Source organism: Streptomyces sp. NPDC047869 (genome assembly GCF_040704065.1).
Taxonomy (GTDB): domain Bacteria; phylum Actinomycetota; class Actinomycetes; order Streptomycetales; family Streptomycetaceae; genus Streptomyces.
On sequence record NZ_JBEYRK010000015.1, the window covers coordinates 1 to 18,460 of the forward strand.

Sequence of the window (18,460 nt, forward strand, 5' to 3'; positions counted from 1 at the left end):
AAACGCCCGGTTACATTCCGAACCCGGAAGCTAAGCCTCACAGCGCCGATGGTACTGCAGGGGGGACCCTGTGGGAGAGTAGGACGCCGCCGAACAATTCTTGGGAAAACCCCCGCATCGAAAGATGCGGGGGTTTTCTGCGTTCCGGGTCCTTTAGGGTCTGGGTATGCGCTACGACCTCGTCATCTTCGACAACGACGGCGTGCTCGTCGACAGTGAGCCGATCTCCAACCGGATCCTGGCCGCTCATCTGACGGAACTGGGGCACCCGACGACGTACGAGGACTCCATCCGGGACTACATGGGATCCGCGATGCACCGGATCCACGACCTGGTCCTGGAGCGGACGGGGCAACGGCTCCCGGACGACTTCGACGATGTCTTCCACGCCCGTGTGTTCGCCGCGTTCGAGCGGGAGTTGCGCCCCGTCGCCGGCGTCGGCGGAGTGCTGGAGAAGCTGGCCGCGGACGGGGTGCCGTACTGCGTCGCGTCGTCCGGGAGCCACGAGCGGATCAGGGTGGGGCACCGGACGACCGGGCTCGACCGCTGGTTCACGGAGGACAGGATCTTCAGCTCCCAGGACGTCGGGCGGGGCAAGCCGGCGCCCGACCTCTTCCTGTACGCGGCCGAGCGGATGGGCGCCGCACCCGGGCGCTGCCTGGTCATAGAGGACTCCCCGCTGGGCGTGCAGGCGGCCGTGGCGGCCGGGATGGACGTGTACGGGTTCACCGCGATGACCCCGGCGGCGCGGCTCACCGGCGCCGGTCAACTCTTCTCCACCATGGGCGAGTTGGCTGACCTGCTGGTATGACCGGCGGCACCTGCCGGTGGCTGACATTTGTCATGCGGACCTCCGGATGATCGTTCCTACCGCCGGACCCCGGCCGGCGGCGAAGCTTGGAGCATGACGAAGACCACGGGGAACCAGGACCGGACCGAGAACCAGAGCCGCGAGCAGAGCCCGAGCCGGCTGCGGACCTTCAAGCCGCTGCTGGTGGACGTCGCGTTGCCGATCGGCGCGTACTACCTCCTCAAGGAGGCCTTCGGGATGAGCACCTTCGGGGCGCTCGCCTGGAGCAGTGTGGTGCCGGCGGTGCGGACGGTGTGGGGAGTGGTCAAGGAGCGCACGACCAACGCTCTCGCCCTCCTCACCCTGGTGGTGAACGTCGTGAGCCTGGTGGCCGGTTTCGTGTCCGGCGACCCGCGGCTGATGCTCGCCAAGGACGGCGCGGTCAGCAGCACCCTGGCGATCGGGATCCTCGTCTCGGTGGCGCTCGGCAAGCCGGCGATGACCGCCGGGATGAAGCCCTTCCTCATCAAGGGTGACGCCGGCCGCGAGGCCGCCTGGCAGCGGCTCGCCTCCGGCGCGGCGGCCGGCTCGGTCGCCTTCCGGCGCAGGGAGCGGACCTTCTCGCTGGTGTGGGGCACGGCCCTGCTGCTCGAGTGCGTCGCACGGGTCGTCGGCGCCTACACCGTCCCGGTCGACACCATGGTCTGGCTGGGCACGGTCATCATCGCCGTGGTGCTCACGGTGGCGTTCGTGGTCGGCGGTGGCCTCGCGGCCGAACCGATGGCACGGCTGCTCGCCGCCGAGGCGAAGGCGGAGGCCGAGGCGGAGGCGGACATGGCCGGCCGGCGGCCCGAAATGACCGTCGCCGCCTGATCCACCGGACAGTGAAGCTGAAGGAAATTCACCTTTGGCTGGATCTACCCCCAGGTAGCCAGGGGCCCTACGCTCGCCGCCATGACTGATGTGCTGCGGCGCGGCAGGGCCTCGCTGGCGTTCAGCTTCTTCGCACAGGGCGTCGCGTTCGCTCTGCTGGTGACGCGCATCCCGGCCATCCAGGACCGCTACGGAATCTCCGACGCGCTGCTGCCGGTCTTCCTGGCCGCCGTCCCGATCCTCGCCGGAGCCGGCAGCGTGACGACCGAGCATCTGGTGAGGCGGATCCGGCCCAGCCGGCTGCTGCGCTGGTCGCAGCCGGTGGTGCTGCTGGCCCTGATCGGCGTCGGAGCCGGTGACCGGCTGGCCGGACTCGCCGTGGCGCTCGCGGTGTTCGGGCTCGCCGTGGGCGCGCTGGACGCCTCGATGAACATGCTCGGGGTGAGTCTGCAGCGGACGTACGGGCGCAGCATCATGCTGAGCTTCCACGCGGTCTACAGCCTGGGCGGGATCGTCGGCGCCTCGCTGGCCTGGGCCGGGGCGCACTGGCATCTCGCGCTGTGGGTGTCGTACCTGCCGGTGGTCGCCGTGCTGCTGCCGGCGGCGCTGGTGGGCAGCCGGTGGTACGTCGACGGGGTCGCGGAGCCCGCGGCGGACCAGGCGGCCGGGCAGGGCGGGGGCCTCGTCTTCAAGCTGCTGCTGCCGCTGTGCCTGGTGATGACGTTCGCCTACATCGGGGACTCGACCGTCTCCAACTGGAGCGCGAAGTACCTGAAGGACGTGTTGGGCAGCTCGGAGCAGCTGGCGACCGTGCCGTACAACGTGTACATGGTGACCACGCTGGTCGGTCGGTCCCTCGGGGACCTCGGGGTGCGGCGGTTCGGCGCGGCCGCGGTGGTGCGGTTCGGGGCGCTGGTGGCGGCCGCCGGATTCGCGGTGGTGTCCGTGGCACCGGACGCGTGGCTGGGGATGCTCGGATTCACCCTGCTGGGGCTGGGACTGTGTGTCCTGGTCCCGCAGACCTTCGCGGCGGCCGGCCGGCTGTTCCCGGGGGCCTCGGACGCGGCGATCGCGCGGCTCAACATCTTCAACTACGTCGGCTTCCTCGTCGGTTCGCCGCTGGTGGGTGCGCTCGGGGACGCCTGGAGCTACCGCGGGGCCATGCTGGTGCCGATGGTGTTGGTGCTGGTGACGCTCGTGTACGCCAGGTCGTTCGCGGCTCAACCGGACCGATACGGTGGCGGGCATGAGCGGCCGCGCACAGCTGATGTGGGACGAGGCAGTAACGGGCTATGACTTCGGCCCGGACCATCCGATGGATCCGGTCCGGCTGGAGCTGACCCGGAAGCTGGTGGGTGCCTTCGGGCTCGACCGGGAGCTGCCGGTCGTCGCGGCCAAACCGGCCGGGGAGTCGACGCTGCGGCTGGTCCACCGCCCGGACTACATCGACGCCGTGAAGGCCGCGTCCGCCGATCCGTCCTCGGCCCGCGGGGCGTACGGGCTCGGCACGGAGGACGATCCCGCGTTCGCCGGGATGCACGAGGTGTCCGCGCTGATCGCGGGCCAGTCGGTGGGGGCGGCGGAGGCGGTGTGGCGCGGGGACGCGCTGCACGCGGTGAACTTCGCCGGCGGGCTGCACCACGCGATGCCGGGCGGCGCCTCGGGGTTCTGCATCTACAACGACGCGGCGCTGGCCATCGCGCGGCTGCTGGAGCTGGGCGCCGAGCGGGTCGCCTACGTGGACGTCGACGTGCACCACGGGGACGGGGTGCAGGCGGCGTTCTGGGAGGACCCGCGGGTGCTGACGATCTCGCTGCACGAGCATCCCCGTACGTTGTTCCCGCAGACCGGGTGGCCGCAGGAGACCGGCGCTGGCGCGGGCGAGGGGACCGCCGTGAACGTGGCCCTGCCGGCCGGGACCGGGGACGCGGGATGGGTGCGGGCGTTCCACGCCGTGGTGCCCGAGCTGCTCGCCGAGTTCCGGCCGCAGGTACTGGTGTCGCAGCACGGGGCCGACACGCACTTCGAGGATCCGCTGGCGCACCTGGCGGTGTCGCTGGACGCGCAGCGGGCGGTGCAGGTGGCGTGCCACGAGCTGGCGCACGAGTACGCGGACGGGAAGTGGGTCGCGCTGGGGGGCGGCGGCTACGCGGTGGTCGAGGTGGTGCCGCGGTCCTGGACGCATCTGGTGGGGATCGCGGCCGGGCGTGAGGTCGACCCGGCGGCGATGATCCCCGAGGCGTGGCGGCAGGAGGTGTTCGCGCGGACCCGGCAGCTGGCGCCGCAGCGGATGACCGACGGGCGGTGGCCGGTGTCGTTCGCCTCGTGGGAGTCGGGGTACGACCCCGCCGACCGGCTGGACCAGGCCGTCCTCGCCACCCGCCGTTCGGCGTTCCCGCTGCGCGGGCTGCTGCCCTGAGCGACGGGGGCACCCACTGGGCCAACCGTGCGGTGTTCCCCCGTTCCGCCACCGCGCCGCCCCCGAGTGCGTCACCATCGCTCCCGTGTTGACCGCCGATGGCCTTCGTGCGCATCTGCTGGCCGCTCGGCTGGCCGGTGAGATCGGGACCTCCCGTGAGGCCAGTCTCCGCCGGTACCGGCTGTTCGCGGCCAGGGATCCGCGGGTGCTGATCGGAATCGACCCCGAGTCGCCGTGGGGGCAGCGGGAGTTGCTCGCCCTGATGGCGGAGAGGTGCGGGGTTTCGGCCGATCCCCGGTACACCTCCGGCCCGGATGTGATCGATCCGGAACGGACGCTGGCCGCGCTGGACGCGTTCGCGGAGCGGATCCGGAGCGTGGCCCGGCGGGGCGCGCCGGTGCTCTTCGGCACCGGGCATCCGCATCGGCTGCTCGGGTTCTACGGCGGCTTGGCGGACGCGCTGTCGGCGGCGGGGTGTGAGGTGCTCAGCCCCGCGCAGGGTCGCTGTGTCGACATATTGACCCGGTTCGGTCTACGCACGCACCACGTCGACTACGTCCGCGGGGTTGCCCTGGTGCGGGAACCGGGCGACGGGCGCCCCGGGCGTGAGCCGGGTGCGCACTGCCACTCGCCGCTCCCGGTTCGGGCCGTCCTGGCCGCCGCGGCCGAGGCCGGCGGGCCGTTGCCGGAGCTGGTGATCGGGGACCACGGGTGGGTCTGCGGCGCTGGTCAGCTGGGGTTCGAGGCGATCGGTCTGGCCGACACCGACGATCCGGCGCTGTTCGTGGGGGAGGCGGAGGGGGTCGTGTCCGTCGTCGTTCCGGTTGACGACGGCGTGCCGTCTGGTCACTATCTGCCGCTGGCCCGCTACGTACTCAATCGAGCGTGTCTGTCACAGTAGGCCGCCGATGGGTGCACCTCTTCCCCACTCGCATCACCCGCCCCTACATTGGGGAGTGAGCACGCAACGACGAAGAGTCACCGGAAGGGGAAGCCGGTGGCCGTCGAGTGCGGAAGGTTCAGGTGTGTCATGGCTGCAGCTGGCGAGAGGCCTCTGAACGAGGTTCAGTTCCTTACCGTGGCGGAGGTCGCCTCGGTGATGCGAGTGTCGAAGATGACCGTGTACCGGCTGGTGCACAGCGGTCATCTGCCCGCGATCCGGGTGGGGCGGTCCTTCCGCGTCCCCGAGCAAGCGGTACACGAGTACCTCCGCGAGAGTTATGTGGGGGTGGAGACGGCCTGACGGCGCTCGGGGAGACCCCGAGCAACCCCTCGATTACAGGCTCGGCGCTCGACCGGGTAGGCTGACCCCTCGTAGGTCGTGTGGGCCCATGGCGCCCAAACAACCGAGTGATGAGAAGTGAGCGAGGGTAGTCGTGGGCTCTGTTATCAAGAAGCGGCGCAAGCGGATGGCCAAGAAGAAGCACCGCAAGCTGCTCAAGCGCACGCGCGTTCAGCGCCGCAACAAGAAGTAAGCGGCGCCGCGAGAGCGTGTTCTGTGGCCCCCCACCTGTAGAAGGCGGGGGGCCACAGTCGTGTCCGGACCCGGCGCGATCGGCGCCTCGGCGGCGTCGGCATATTCCGACTGGGGAAATTCCGTCACTTCACGCATCGGGTGGTCATCACAGCGCAACATCCACCCGCTAAGTTTGCCGACACGGGGAACGCGGCAGGGACCAGGTCCCGTACGAGGTCGGGAAGGAAGGCGCTGATCTTGGGGAAGGTCGTGCTCGTCACCGGAGTGGCCCGGCAGCTCGGCGGCCGGTTCGTACGGCGGATCCTGCGGGACCCGGACGTGGACCGGGTGATCGCCGTGGACGCGGTGCCGCCGGCGCACCATCTGGGCGGAGCCGACTTCATCCAGGCCGACATCCGGCAGCCCGGCATCGCCCGGGTGCTCGCCGAGACGGGCGCCGACACGGTCGTCCATCTGGACGTGACCGGCACCGCGCTGGGCGGCGGCAGCCGGGCCACCGTCAAGGAGACCAACGTCATCGGCACCATGCAGTTGCTCGGCGCGTGCCAGAAGTCGCCGACCGTGCGGCGGCTGGTGGTGAAGTCCAGCACCAACGTCTACGGGTCCGCGCCGCGCGATCCCGCCGTGTTCACCGAGACGACCCCGGCCAAGTCGCTGCCCAGCGGCGGGTTCGCGAAGGACACGGTGGAGGTCGAGGGATACGTCCGGGGGTTCGCGCGGCGGCGGCCGGACGTCGCGGTGTGCGTGCTGCGGTTCGCCAACATCCTCGGGCCGGCCGCCGACACCCCGCTCGCCGAGTACTTCGCGCTGCCGGTGCTGCCCACCGTGTTCGGCTACGACCCGCGGCTGCAGTTCGTGCACGAGGACGATGTCATCGAGGTGCTGCGGCTGGCCTCGCACGAGCCGCGCCGGGGCACGCTGAACAGCGGCACCTTCAACATCGCCGGGGACGGCGTGCTGCTGCTCTCGCAGTGCTCGCGGCGACTCGGGCGGCCCACCGTCCCGCTGCTGCTGCCCGCCGTCACCTGGGCCGGTTCGCTGGTGCGTACGCTGGGGATGACGGACTTCTCACCGGAACAGATCCGGCTGCTCACCCACGGCCGGGTGGTGGCCACGGACCAGATGCGCGAGACGCTGGGCTTCCGGCCCAAATACACGACGGCGGAGACGTTCGCGGACTTCGCGAGCGGCCAGGGACCCGGCCTGCTGCCGCCGGAGGCCCTCGCAGGGGCCGTGGACCGGGTCGCCGCGCTCGCCGCGAAGAGCGGCGGGCACCTCCCGACGCAGAGCGCCAACTGAGGAGCGCAGCAACGATGGCGGACGCCAAGGTCATTCCGTTCGACGACGACCGGTCCCGCGGGAGCGCCGCCCAGCGGCCGTCGCGGCGCCGCGGCGCGGGCAACCGGCGCGGGGCGGCCGGGGAGGCCGGGCCGGTTCGCGAGGTCCAGCCCCTGCCCACCAGGGCGGCTGTGCAGGATGATGAGCCGATGACCGGGCAGGAGGGGCCGCCCGCCGAGCCGCACGACGACGGCGGTCTCGAGCGGCGCATCGCGAGCGGCCTGTCGTTCCTGCGCCGCCGGCTCACCGGGGACTACGAGGTCGACGACTTCGGCTACGACGAGGAGCTGACCGACCAGGTCCTGATGTCGCTGCTGCGGCCGGTGTACGAGAAGTACTTCCGGGTCGAGGTGAAGGGCATCGAGAACATCCCGGCCGAGGGCGGGGCGCTGATCGTCGCCAACCACTCCGGGACGCTGCCGCTGGACGGCCTCATGATGCAGGTCGCCGTGCACGACCGCCACCCGGCCGACCGGCATCTGCGGCTCCTCGCGGCCGACCTGGTGTTCGTGCTGCCGGTGGTCAACGAACTCGCCCGCAAGCTGGGCCACACCCTCGCCTGCGCGGAGGACGCCGAACGGCTCCTCGCGCAGGGCGAACTGGTCGGCGTCATGCCGGAGGGTTTCAAGGGCATCGGCAAGCCGTTCAGCGAGCGCTACAAACTCCAGCGGTTCGGCCGCGGCGGGTTCGTCTCCACGGCCCTGCGGCAAGGGGTGCCGATCATCCCGTGCTCGGTCGTGGGCGCCGAGGAGATCTACCCGATGCTCGGCAACGCCAAGACCCTGGCACGGCTGCTGGGCTTCCCGTACTTCCCGCTGACGCCGACGTTTCCGTGGCTCGGGCCGCTCGGGGCGATCCCACTGCCCACCAAGTGGACCATCCAGTTCGGTGAGCCGATCCCCACGGACGGCTATCCGCCGGAGGCGGCCGACGACCCGATGCTGATGTTCAACCTGACCGACCAGGTCCGCGAACAGATCCAGCACACGCTGTACAAGCTGTTGGTGCAGCGGCGGTCGGTGTTCTTCTGACGGCTGGTCTTCTGTCGGTTCGGTGGTACGGCGACGGGGGCGCCCCTGCTCGGAAAGGGGCGCCCCCGTCGCTGTCGTACCGCGCTAGTCCGCGTCCTGGCTGTCGATGCCCAGGCCGGGCAGCAGGCCCGGGAGGAGCGGCGGGAGGGTGACGTCCGGTGCGCTCGTCGGGGACTTGCTGGTGGTCGGGGAACCACCGTCACCGCCGATCCTCGGCGGGTCGAGCAGGCCGCCCGTACTGCCTCCGAGCAGGCCGTCACTGCTCTCGCGGGTGGCCGAGCCGGTCGGGCTGCCGGAGCCGGTGTGCCGCCCGGCCGAAGGCGTGCCGCCGGTGCTGGGCGCCGTCGGGCGGTGGCTGCCGGAGGAGCCGGTGGACGCCTCGCCGGAGCCCTGTCGCTTGCCGTCGCTCGTCGACGCGGGCGGCTGCGGCAGCAGGGACTGCAGCGGGGCGACCTCTTGGTCTATGGCGTCGAACACCGACGACACCTGCTGTTTGACGTCGCCGAGCTGCATGGGCAGCTTGTCGCTCAGCGCGCTCCAGGCCTCCCGGTGGGACTGGGAGAAGCTGGAGAGCGCCTGGATGGGCCCGAGGGAGCCGGGATCCCGCTCGTAGGCCTCGTGCAGCAGGCGGTGGCCCTCGGTGACGTCGTGCCGCATCCCGGACAGGGTGCGGCGGATCTCGCCGATGGACTCGTGGTCGAGCTGTTGGCCGCCGCGGGTGCGCTCCATCAGCCGGCGGGCCTCGCTCAGCCGGGTGGAGGCCTGGTCGAGGTACGTCTGGCCGCGCTGGTCCTCGCCGTCGCTCAGGTAGTTGAGCCTGAAGTCCTCGATGCCGCGCTTGAGGCCGTACAGCGAGTCACCGGGCAGTGCGTCGGAACTCGCGGCGGCGACTCCGCCGAAGGCCCCGGCGGCCACGCCGACGCTCAGCCCGCCGGCCGCGAGCCCCTTGGTCAGTTTGGAACGCGGCCGGAGCTTGCCCAGCGGGCTCGCCCGGTGTGCACCGCGCCCGCGGGAGCGCTGCTCGGGTACGGCTGTGTCCGCCGCCCCGCCCTCCTGGAGCATGGCCTCCATCGCGGCCACCAGCTGGGCGCGCTGGACGACCTTGACCTCGGGGTCGAGCTGCGGCCCGGGCAGTGCGCCGAGGTCCGCCGCCAGGGCCAGGAGCTCGCCCCGCTCGGACTGTTCCTCGGTGGTCGGCGGCGATCCCGCCGACGACTGCTCGGCCGCCGTGTCCCGGTCGGACTGCTCCTCCAGGGCCTGGGCGAAGGCGTTCGCCCGCCGGTGCGCCGATACGTTCGCGATCACTGGCGGCACCTCCTCTCGTCATCACGGTCGACTCCCCAGGGGGTCCTGAGGGTTGCACGCCCACGACCTTTCCACTCGATCGAGCGATGGGTCGGCCAGGACGTGACCACAGGGAGCCTGTATCCCGCACAACGAGCGGTCCGGCACTTGGGTTACGGACGGCGGATGATCGGGTCGGAAAGTCAACAGGCCGCAACTCGGAGTGAGTTGATGGTTGCTGAGCGTGTCCGGTGTCAGCGGGCGTCGTCCGGCAGGAGCCGGGCGAGCGTCCGTACGGCGCGGTACTGGAGGGTCTTGATGGCGCCCTCGTTCTTGCCCATCACCCGGGCGGTCTCGGCGACCGACAGGCCCTGCAGGAAGCGCAGGGTCACGCACTCCTGCTGCTGGGGGTTGAGCCGGCGCACGGCGTCCAGCAGAGCGGCGTTGGAGAGGGACTCCAGGACGGAGTCCTCCGGGGAGCGCTCGACCTCGTTGGCGTCGAGCATCTCGCCGGTGGTGACCTCGAGCCGGAAGCGGCTGGACTTGAAGTGGTCCGCCACCAGGTTCCGGGCGATCGTCACCAGCCAGGCGCCGAAGTCGCGGCCCTGCCAGGTGAAGGTGCCGATCCTGCGGAGCGCCCGCAGAAAGGTCTCACTCGTCAGGTCCTCGGCGGTCGCCTTGCCGCCCACCCGGTAGTAGATGTACCGGTACACCGTGTCGCTGTACTGGTCGTAGAGGCGGCCGAAGGCCTCGGCCTCGCCGGCCTGGGCGCGCTCCACGAGGTCCATCATCCGGGCGCTGTCGCTGTCCGCGGCGGGACGGCGGGCGGTGGTCGCGCCGGTGGCGCGGCCGCGTCTGCCGACCGCGGCGCTGCCCTCGGCCAGTGCGTAGCACGGGCCCAGGGGGGCGGCGGTGGCGAAGGCGGGGACGGCGTACGCGGTGGGGACGACGCCGCGCAGCGTCTCTTTGACCGCCGCGACCGTCGCGCGCAGCGTAGCCAGGCCCGAGGCGTCAACCCCGACGTGTGGGTACACGGGACTCCCAGAGGCAGAGCTTTCATCACGTGCAGTGCGGGACCGTTCACCCGTCGTAGCGACGGAGGGGTACCGGATTGCGTCTGAGGAGAATAACGCTTCGTACAGGCACTGCTACACCGAGTTGCTCAAATCATCGATTGCGTCGCTTCTGTTACCGATTGACGGTCTATCAAGCGTCGCAACGTGATCGGTTGTTGATCGGAAAAGGGCGTGTTTCGGCGAAGTGCGGGGCGTGTTGGGGGTCGGGCGGCATAATCCGGGGTTCTCCCCACCACCCAGGCGTGTCGCCGCCGGCGCGGGGCTGTCCGCGGCCGCTCCGGTCACGGCCGGCGACCGCGGGCGCCGGGTCCGGCGCTATCGCCGGCGCCGGCTCAGGGCGATGGCCGCAGCGGTGCCGCCGGCGACCGCGCCGACGCCCGCCGCCGCCGGGATGCCGACCTTCGCGGCCTTGCGGCCGGTGCGGTAGTCCCGCAGCCGCCAGTCCTGCTCGCGGGCGTGCCTGCGCAGCTTGGCGTCCGGGTTGATGGCGTACGGGTGCCCCACGAGCGACAGCATCGGGATGTCGTTGTGGCTGTCGCTGTAGGCGGCGCAGCGGTTCAGGTCCAGGCCCTCGGCCGCCGCCAGCGCCCGTACCGCCTCCGCCTTGGCCGGCCCGTGCAGGGGTTCACCCACCAGCGCGCCGGTGTAGACGCCGCCGACCGACTCCGCGACGGTGCCCAGCGCGCCGGTCAGGCCGAGCCGACGGGCGATGACCTGGGCGATCTCCACGGGGGCCGCGGTGACCAGCCACACCTTCTGGCCCGCGTCCAGGTGCGCCTGGGCCAGGGCCCGGGTGCCCGGCCAGATGCGGTCGGCCATGTACTCGTCGTAGATCTCCTCGCCGATGGTCTCCAGCTCGGCGACCCGGTGGCCCTTGACGATGGAGAGCGCCGAGTCGCGGGCCTCCTGCATGTGCTCGGGGTCCTCGACGCCGGCCAGCCGGAACCACGCCTGCTGCCAGGCGAACCTGGCCAGGTCGCGGGTCTCGAAGAACTTCCGCTTGTACAGGCCGCGCCCGAAGTGGAACAGCGCGGCGCCCTGCATCACGGTGTTGTCGAGGTCGAAGAAGGCGGCAGCCTTGTCGTCGCCGAGTACCGGGAACTCCGGTTCCCGCTCGGCGGCCTGCGGAAGTTCCCGCGAGGACTTGCGGGCGGCCTCCGCCGAGGCCTCGCCTGCCAACACGCTCCGCGCCGTGGCGGAGCGCCTACGGGGAGTGAGCCATCCGAGAGCGGCCATGGCGTGAGCATAGCCATTCCGTTCGGTGGTTCCGGAGCCACGAGGTACGAAGGGTGTGAACTCTCCATGACGCCGCCGTCGAAGAGGCGGGAGAATGGCCGGCATGAGTCCCCTCTTCCGGCGTAAGGCCGATCCCGCGGAACGGTCGGTCACGCTCATCCGCAAGCCCGGCTGTCATCTGTGCGACGACGCGCAGGCCGTGATCGAGAAGGTCTGCGGAGAACTCGGTGTCCCCTGGGAGCAGAAGGACATCACCCAGGACCGGCAGCTGCACGATCAGTACTGGGAGCAGATCCCGGTGGTCCTCGTCGACGGCAGCCAGCACACCTTCTGGCGGGTGGACGAGGTGCGGCTGCGCAAGGAGCTGACCGGCGGCCGATCCGGAAACTGACCGACCGGTACAACAGGCAAGCGGAGGTCGCTTAGGATCGTTGGAGTTTTTGTCTCGGGGGCGGGATTCACGAGGAGTGTCGACGTTTTGCCCCCACGAATGACATGCGTGACCCCGGTCACGTTGGCCGGGCAAATCGGACACCATCTTTGTGCACGCGTTCACAAAGGCATAGCCTGCTGTGGACGGGGCGGTCTGGGGACGCATGACCGCCCACAGCCCCGCTCTACCCGCAGGAGCACCGTGGCAACTGGCCGAACTCACCGACCGGCGACCCGCAGCCGAGGGATTCCCGAGGCCACCGTCGCCCGCCTTCCGCTGTACCTCCGCGCGCTGACCGCACTGTCGGAGCGCTCGGTCCCCACGGTCTCCTCCGAGGAGCTGGCCGCGGCGGCGGGGGTCAACTCCGCGAAGCTGCGCAAGGACTTCTCGTACCTGGGCTCCTACGGAACGCGCGGTGTCGGCTACGACGTGGAGTATCTCGTCTACCAGATCTCCCGTGAACTCGGCCTGACCCAGGACTGGCCGGTTGTGATCGTCGGTATCGGTAACCTCGGCGCCGCCCTCGCCAACTACGGCGGGTTCGCCTCCCGCGGTTTCCGGGTGGCCGCGCTGATCGACGCCGATCCGGCGATGGCCGGCAAGCCGGTCGCCGGCATCCCGGTGCAGCACACCGACGAGCTCGAGAAGATCATCAAGGACAACGGCGTCTCGATCGGCGTGATCGCGACCCCCGCCGGTGCCGCCCAGCAGGTCTGCGACCGGCTCGTGGCCGCCGGTGTCACCTCGATCCTGAACTTCGCGCCGACCGTGCTGACGGTCCCGGACGGGGTCGACGTGCGCAAGGTCGACCTCTCCATCGAGCTGCAGATCCTCGCCTTCCACGAGCAGCGCAAGGCCGGCGAGGAGACCGCCGCCGGTGACGGCGCGATGCCCGCGGCCACCACCCGAGACGCCTCCGGCGACCAGGGACCCGACGGGGACGTGCCCGCCGTGATGCCGGCATGAGTCTCCTCGTCGTCGGGCTGAGCCACCGCAGTGCCCCGGTCAGCGTGCTGGAGCGGGCCGCGCTGAGCGCGGACGCCCAGGTCAAGCTGGTCCAGGACACGGTCGCCGTCGAACCGGCCACCGAGGCCGCGGTGCTCGCCACCTGCAACCGCATCGAGCTGTACGCCGACGTGGACAAGTTCCACGCCGGTGTGGCCGAGCTGTCCACGCTGCTCGCCCAGCACAGCGGTGTCGGCCTCGAGGAACTGACGCCGTACCTCTACGTGCACTACGAGGACCGGGCCGTCCACCACCTGTTCTCGGTGGCCTGCGGCCTGGACTCGATGGTCGTCGGCGAGGGGCAGATCCTCGGCCAGATCAAGGACTCCCTGGCCCGCGCCCAGGAGCTGCACACCGCCGGCAAGCTGCTGAACGACCTGTTCCAGCAGGCCCTGCGGGTCGGCAAGCGCGCCCACTCCGAGACCGGCATCGACCGGGCCGGCCAGTCGCTGGTCACCTTCGGCCTGGAGCAGCTCGCCGCCGGCGGTGCCGTCGAGGAATGGGCCGCGGGACGCCGGGCGCTGGTCATCGGCGCCGGGTCGATGTCCTCGCTGGCCGCCGCGACGCTCGCCCGCGCCGGGGTCGGCGAGATCGTCGTCGCCAACCGCACCTTCGAGCGCGCCGAGCGCCTCGCCCGGATACTCACCGAGGGCGACGACACCGCGGTGTCCGCGCGCGCGGTGCGGATGGACGCCGTGCCGGGCGAGCTGACACGTGCCGACGTCGTCGTCTCCTGCACCGGGGCGACGGGCCTGGTACTGACGGCGGACTCGGTCGCGCAGGCGGTCGAGGGCCGGATCGAGGGCGCCGGTGACCCGGAGGCCGACGCCGGCGCCCGTACGGCCGTGAAGAGCGCGCCGGCGGCCACCGCCACCGGTACGGCCGGTGCCGCCGCCGAGGAGAACTGCCCGCTGGACCTGGCCGCCGTGCAGGGCTCGACCGGCTTCTCCGTACACGGCGAGGCCGCCGTGGCCGGCCTGGACGCGGCCACCCTCGAGCAGCACGGGGCCTGGGTCGCGGGCGGCACCATGGACCGCCGGGACAGCGCCCGGCGCAGCACGGAGGCCGACGCCGAGCTGATCACCGCGCTCGCCGCGACCGCCGCCACCGTCGGCCGCATCCCCGAGCTCCGCAAGCCCGAACCGGTCGCCGTGATCCCGCGCCCGGCGCCGGCCCTGTTCCTCCTCGACCTCGCCATGCCCCGCGACATCGACGCGGCCGTGCACCGGCTGGCCGGGGTGCGCCTGGTGGACATCGAGTCCCTCGCCGAGGCCTCCGCCGACGCGCCGATGGCGGCCGATGTGGACCAGGTGCGGCGTATCGTCTCCGACGAGGTCGCGGCCTTCGGCGCGGCACAGCGGGCGGCGCACATCACGCCGACCGTGGTCGCACTGCGCACCATGGCCGCCGACGTCGTCGCCGGTGAGATCGCGCGGCTCGACGGCCGCCTGCCCGACCTGGACGAACGCCAGCGCGGCGAGATCCGGCAGGCCGTGCACCGGGTCGTCGACAAGCTGCTGCACGCGCCGACCGTACGGGTGAAGCAGCTCGCGGCCGAGCCCGGCGGCGCCGGGTACGCGGACGCGCTGCGCACCCTCTTCGACCTCGACCCCGAGACGGTTGCCGCCGTCTCCCGGGCCGGGGACAGCACGGACAAGAAGGACCGACCGGCATGACACAGAAGGCTTTGAGACTGGGGACGAGGCGGAGCAAGCTCGCCATGGCCCAGTCCGGGCAGGTGGCGGACGCCGTCCGCCGGGTGACCGGGCGCCCCGTCGAGCTGGTCGAGATCACCACGCACGGCGACGTCTCCCGCGAGCACCTCACGCAGATCGGCGGTACCGGCGTGTTCGTCACGGCGCTGCGCGACGCGCTGGTCGGCGGCGAGGTGGACTTCGCGGTTCATTCGCTCAAGGACCTGCCGACCACGCAGCCCGAGGAACTGGTACTGGCCGCCGTACCGGTGCGCGAGGATCCGCGCGACGTGATCGTCGCCCGGGACGCGCTGAAGTTCACGGACCTGCCGCCCGGTGCCCGCATCGGCACCGGGGCGCCGCGCCGCATGGCGCAGCTCAACGCGTACGCCCGCGCCCACGGACTGGACATAGAGACGGTCCCGATACGCGGCAACGTCGACACCCGGATCGGTTTCGTGCGCAGCGGTGAGCTGGACGCGGTCGTCCTCGCCGCCGCCGGACTGAACCGCATCGGCCGGATCGACGAGGTGACCGACTTCCTGTCGGTCGACACGGTTCTGCCCGCCCCCGGCCAGGGGGCCCTGGCGATCGAGTGCACCGCGGACGCCGCGGACCTCGTCGCCGCGCTCGGCGAGCTCGACGACCCGTTCACCCGGGCCGCCGTGACCGCCGAACGGTCACTGCTCGCCGCCCTGGAGGCCGGTTGCAGCGCACCCGTGGGTGCGTTGGCCGACCTCGTGGCCGACGGGCAGATTGTCAAGGAAATGCGCCTGCGCGGCGTCGTCGGCACGACCGACGGCACCCGCACGGTGCAGCTGTCCACCACCGGTCCCGTGCCCCGAACGCACGACCAGGCGATGGCACTCGGCCGCGAACTCGCGACCGAGATGCTAGACCAGGGCGCGGCCGGTCTGATGGGGGAGCGAGCACATTGAGCCCCACCACCCTTCCCACCGGCCTTGAACACGGGCACGTCACCTTCCTGGGTGCCGGACCCGGGGATCCGGGGCTGCTGACTCTGCGCGCCGTGGAGGCGCTGTCGAACGCGGATGTCCTGATCGCCGAGCACGAGGTGCTCGATGTGATCCGGACGCACGCCCGGCAGGGCGTGTCCGTCGTGCCGATGGACACGGACTCCTCGGTGTCACCGCCGGGCACGGGCGCGCCGCAGCTCACGGTCGTTGACGGCGCGTCAACAACCGCTGCGGTCCCGACTCCTGCCCGGGATGCCGCTCATCTTGTCATGGAGGCCACGCGGGGCGGCAGGCGGGTCGTCCGTGCGGTGTCCGGGGACCCGGGACTTGATACGTACGCGGCCGAGGAAATGCTCGCCTGCGCCGCCGCCGGTGTGCCTTTCGAGGTCGTACCGGGCGTGGCGGCCGCCGTCGGCGTGCCCGCGTACGCCGGTGTGCCGCTGCGCGACCCGCACGGCGCGGACGTCCGGTTCGTGGACGCCCGTACCGCCTCCGACCGCTGCTGGACGGAGGTGGGGGCCTCCGACGGCACGGTGGTGGTCTCCACGACGCTGGACTCGGTGGCCGCCGCGGCCGGCGAACTGGTGTCCGCGGGCCGCAAGCCGGACACCCCACTGACCGTCACCGTCGCCGGTACGACGACCCGCCAGCGCACCTGGACGGCGACGCTCGGCACGATCGCGCAGACGCTGAAGCAGGCGAAGGTCCTGCCGTCCCCGGACGGCGGCCGGCCGGTGATAGCAGTGGTCGGCGAGCGAAGCGCGGCCGCCCAGCGCGACCAGTTGTCGTGGTTCGAGTCCAAGCCGCTGTTCGGCTGGAAGGTGCTCGTGCCGCGTACGAAGGAGCAGGCGGCTTCGCTCTCCGACCAGCTTCGGTCCTACGGCGCGGTGCCGCACGAGGTCCCGACGATCGCGGTGGAGCCCCCGCGCACCCCACAGCAGATGGAACGCGCGGTCAAGGGCCTGGTCACCGGCCGGTACGAGTGGATCGCCTTCACGTCCGTCAACGCGGTCAAGGCGGTGCGCGAGAAGTTCGAGGAGTACGGCCTCGACGCCCGTGCCTTCGCGGGCATCAAGGTCGCCGCGGTGGGCGAGCAGACGGCGAAGGCGCTGATCGCCTTCGGCGTGAAGCCCGACCTGGTGCCGAGCGGTGAGCAGTCGGCGGCCGGCCTCCTGGAGGACTGGCCTCCGTACGACCCGGTCTTCGACCCGATCGACCGTGTCTTCCTCCCCCGGGCCGACATCGCCACCGAGACCCTGGTGGCCGGTCTGATCGAGCTGGGCTGGGAGGTCGACGACGTCACGGCCTACCGGACCGTGCGGGCCTCGCCGCCCCCGGCGGAGACCCGCGAGGCCATCAAGGGCGGTGGCTTCGACGCGGTGCTGTTCACGTCGTCCTCGACGGTCCGGAACCTCGTGGGTATCGCCGGCAAGCCGCACAACGTCACGGTGATCGCCTGCATCGGTCCGGCGACGGCGAAGACGGCCGAGGAACACGGTCTGCGCGTCGATGTGATGGCCCCCGAGCCCTCGGTCCACAAACTGGCCGAGGCCCTGGCCGACTTCGGCATGAAGCGCCGGGCGGCCGCCCTGGAGTCCGGCGACCCGGTGACCCGGCCGAGCGAGCGCCGTCCGGGCGCGCGGAGGCGTCGCTCTACGACGTGAGCGCGGTGAAGCGGTGAGGTGACGGGACGTGCCCTGCGGGCGCGTCCCGTCGCTGTGTGCGGCACCCTGACCGGCGCTTCGTGTGCATGCCATGATCGGGCGCATGAGTGAGCACGCTGGGTACGCGGGGATCGTCTACTGGCGGCGGAGTCTGTGGAACGGGGCGCGGTGCGTGCCCGTGGTGCTGAGTCTGGTGCCGGATGAGCTGTGTGCCCAGGACGGGGACGGGCAGGTCGTCTTCCGGGGCGATCCCCGGAAGGCCGACGGGCGGCTGACCCGGCTCGGCACTCTGGTGATCAATGTCGAGGGGAAGCGTTACGCGCTGGTCGGACGGGGAGTGACCTCTCGCCCGCGCCGACTTCCGGGCAGCACGCGGCCGTCAGCGGCTTCCGGCCTCCGTCGGACGTGTCCGGAGGCGCGTTCGACCAGATACTGAACGGCGGCGCCATGGCTCGTATGCGCGCCTGGCACACCTGGCTCGGCGGAGCCGGCGCCCGCCTGCGCTGAGCGGCGGCACGAGGAAATCCGCCGCCTTCGGCGTCCGCCGCATCCGGCAGCGGCCGAACGGGGGAATCACTGGTGGGTTCCCCGTTCTGTGACCTTCCCCGAGGCGGGACGGGGAACCCACCCGACGCCGTGATCCACGAGCCACCCCCTCGCCGTCAACAGGCGCGAAATCCTGATGAGTTGAGTGACGAGCGGCTGTTAGGGTGCGCCGATGTCATCGATCAGGCAGATCCAGGTCACCTTCGACTGCGCGGAACCCGAGCGCGTCGCCCGCTTCTGGTGCGAGGTGCTGGGGTACGTCGTACCGCCGCCGCCGGAAGGTTTCGCCAGCTGGGACGACTACGGCCGTTCGCTGCCGCCCGAGGAGCGGGGCTCGTGGTTCGCGTGCGCCGATCCCTCGGGTGCGGGCCCGCGGCTGTACTTCCAGCGCGTTCCCGAGGGCAAGGTCGCCAAGAACCGGGTGCATCTCGACGTGCGGGCCGGCACCGGGCTCGTCGGTGAGGAGCGCCTCGCCACGCTCAAGGCCGAGTGCGCACGACTGGTCGCGCTCGGCGCGGTCTGCGTGCGTGTGCTGCTCGCCGACGAAGACAACGAGTCGTGCATCGTGATGCAGGACGTCGAGGGCAACGAGTTCTGTCTCGACTGAGCATCTCCGG

The 18,460-nt window shown here is 71.4% G+C and carries 18 protein-coding genes and 1 rRNA gene; 16 read left to right on the plus strand and 3 right to left on the minus strand.

The annotated features are described in order from the left end of the window. The 10 genes from rrf to AB0924_RS20315 all read left to right on the plus strand — a co-directional run. Nucleotides 1-95: ribosomal RNA gene (gene rrf / locus AB0924_RS20270) — 5S ribosomal RNA — on the plus strand; the annotation flags it as partial. A gap of 71 nt (nt 96-166) precedes the next feature. Beyond that, entirely contained in the window at nt 167-811 is a 645-nt protein-coding gene (locus tag AB0924_RS20275; RefSeq protein WP_358928564.1) for an HAD family hydrolase, read from the plus strand. A gap of 93 nt (nt 812-904) precedes the next feature. Continuing rightward, a complete protein-coding gene (locus AB0924_RS20280; protein WP_366912085.1) occupies nt 905-1,663 on the plus strand; it encodes a VC0807 family protein in 759 nt (252 codons plus the stop codon). Nucleotides 1,664-1,744: 81 nt separating this feature from the next. Further along, nucleotides 1,745-2,959, plus strand: a complete 1,215-nt coding sequence (locus AB0924_RS20285; RefSeq protein ID WP_366912086.1) for an MFS transporter — start codon at nt 1,745-1,747, stop codon at nt 2,957-2,959. Next, complete coding sequence (locus tag AB0924_RS20290; RefSeq protein WP_358928558.1) at nt 2,910-4,082, plus strand: acetoin utilization protein AcuC; 1,173 nt, start codon at nt 2,910-2,912, stop codon at nt 4,080-4,082. Before AB0924_RS20285 ends, AB0924_RS20290 begins: the two co-directional genes overlap by 50 nt. Nucleotides 4,083-4,167: 85 nt before the next feature. Continuing rightward, nucleotides 4,168-4,983, plus strand: coding sequence for a phosphatase (locus AB0924_RS20295; RefSeq protein WP_358928556.1), 816 nt, complete (start codon nt 4,168-4,170; stop codon nt 4,981-4,983). Between the two features lie 129 nt (nt 4,984-5,112). Further along, nucleotides 5,113-5,325, plus strand: coding sequence for a helix-turn-helix domain-containing protein (locus AB0924_RS20300; protein WP_004984898.1), 213 nt, complete (start codon nt 5,113-5,115; stop codon nt 5,323-5,325). 133 nt (nt 5,326-5,458) lie between these two features. Further along, a complete protein-coding gene (locus AB0924_RS20305; RefSeq protein ID WP_003948845.1) occupies nt 5,459-5,557 on the plus strand; it encodes an AURKAIP1/COX24 domain-containing protein in 99 nt (32 codons plus the stop codon). A gap of 239 nt (nt 5,558-5,796) precedes the next feature. Beyond that, nucleotides 5,797-6,858, plus strand: a complete 1,062-nt coding sequence (locus AB0924_RS20310; RefSeq protein ID WP_358928554.1) for an NAD-dependent epimerase/dehydratase family protein — start codon at nt 5,797-5,799, stop codon at nt 6,856-6,858. Nucleotides 6,859-6,872: 14 nt separating this feature from the next. Then, nucleotides 6,873-7,928 (plus strand): lysophospholipid acyltransferase family protein, encoded by a 1,056-nt coding sequence (locus AB0924_RS20315; RefSeq protein ID WP_358928552.1) that lies wholly within the window; start codon nt 6,873-6,875, stop codon nt 7,926-7,928. 84 nt (nt 7,929-8,012) lie between these two features. Here AB0924_RS20315 and AB0924_RS20320 read toward each other — a convergent pair whose 3' ends face one another. The 3 genes from AB0924_RS20320 to AB0924_RS20330 form a co-directional block, all read right to left on the minus strand. Further along, entirely contained in the window at nt 8,013-9,233 is a 1,221-nt protein-coding gene (locus AB0924_RS20320; protein ID WP_358928550.1) for a DUF5667 domain-containing protein, read from the minus strand. 233 nt (nt 9,234-9,466) lie between these two features. Then, nucleotides 9,467-10,246, minus strand: coding sequence for an ECF subfamily RNA polymerase sigma factor, BldN family (locus AB0924_RS20325; protein ID WP_358928548.1), 780 nt, complete (start codon nt 10,244-10,246; stop codon nt 9,467-9,469). Between the two features lie 357 nt (nt 10,247-10,603). Then, nucleotides 10,604-11,524 (minus strand): HAD-IB family hydrolase, encoded by a 921-nt coding sequence (locus AB0924_RS20330; RefSeq protein ID WP_358928546.1) that lies wholly within the window; start codon nt 11,522-11,524, stop codon nt 10,604-10,606. A 94-nt stretch (nt 11,525-11,618) separates the two neighbouring features. Between AB0924_RS20330 and AB0924_RS20335 the strand changes: the two genes are divergently transcribed. From AB0924_RS20335 to AB0924_RS20360, 6 genes are all read left to right on the plus strand, one after another. Continuing rightward, entirely contained in the window at nt 11,619-11,915 is a 297-nt protein-coding gene (locus AB0924_RS20335; RefSeq protein WP_358928544.1) for a glutaredoxin family protein, read from the plus strand. Nucleotides 11,916-12,158: 243 nt separating this feature from the next. Beyond that, nucleotides 12,159-12,923, plus strand: coding sequence for a redox-sensing transcriptional repressor Rex (locus AB0924_RS20340; protein WP_358928542.1), 765 nt, complete (start codon nt 12,159-12,161; stop codon nt 12,921-12,923). Beyond that, nucleotides 12,920-14,638 carry a glutamyl-tRNA reductase gene (locus tag AB0924_RS20345; RefSeq protein ID WP_358928540.1) on the plus strand — a complete coding sequence of 573 codons (1,719 nt, stop codon included), beginning with the start codon at nt 12,920-12,922 and terminating at the stop codon, nt 14,636-14,638. Before AB0924_RS20340 ends, AB0924_RS20345 begins: the two co-directional genes overlap by 4 nt. Further along, nucleotides 14,635-15,594, plus strand: a complete 960-nt coding sequence (hemC, locus tag AB0924_RS20350) for a hydroxymethylbilane synthase (RefSeq protein WP_358928538.1) — start codon at nt 14,635-14,637, stop codon at nt 15,592-15,594. The genes AB0924_RS20345 and hemC overlap by 4 nt, the downstream gene beginning before the upstream one ends. Next, on the plus strand, nt 15,591-17,297 hold the full coding sequence (locus tag AB0924_RS20355; protein WP_366912088.1) for a bifunctional uroporphyrinogen-III C-methyltransferase/uroporphyrinogen-III synthase: 1,707 nt from the start codon (nt 15,591-15,593) through the stop codon (nt 17,295-17,297). Before hemC ends, AB0924_RS20355 begins: the two co-directional genes overlap by 4 nt. Before the next feature lie 718 nt (nt 17,298-18,015). Further along, complete coding sequence (locus AB0924_RS20360; RefSeq protein WP_366912089.1) at nt 18,016-18,450, plus strand: VOC family protein; 435 nt, start codon at nt 18,016-18,018, stop codon at nt 18,448-18,450. Nucleotides 18,451-18,460 lie beyond the last annotated feature (10 nt).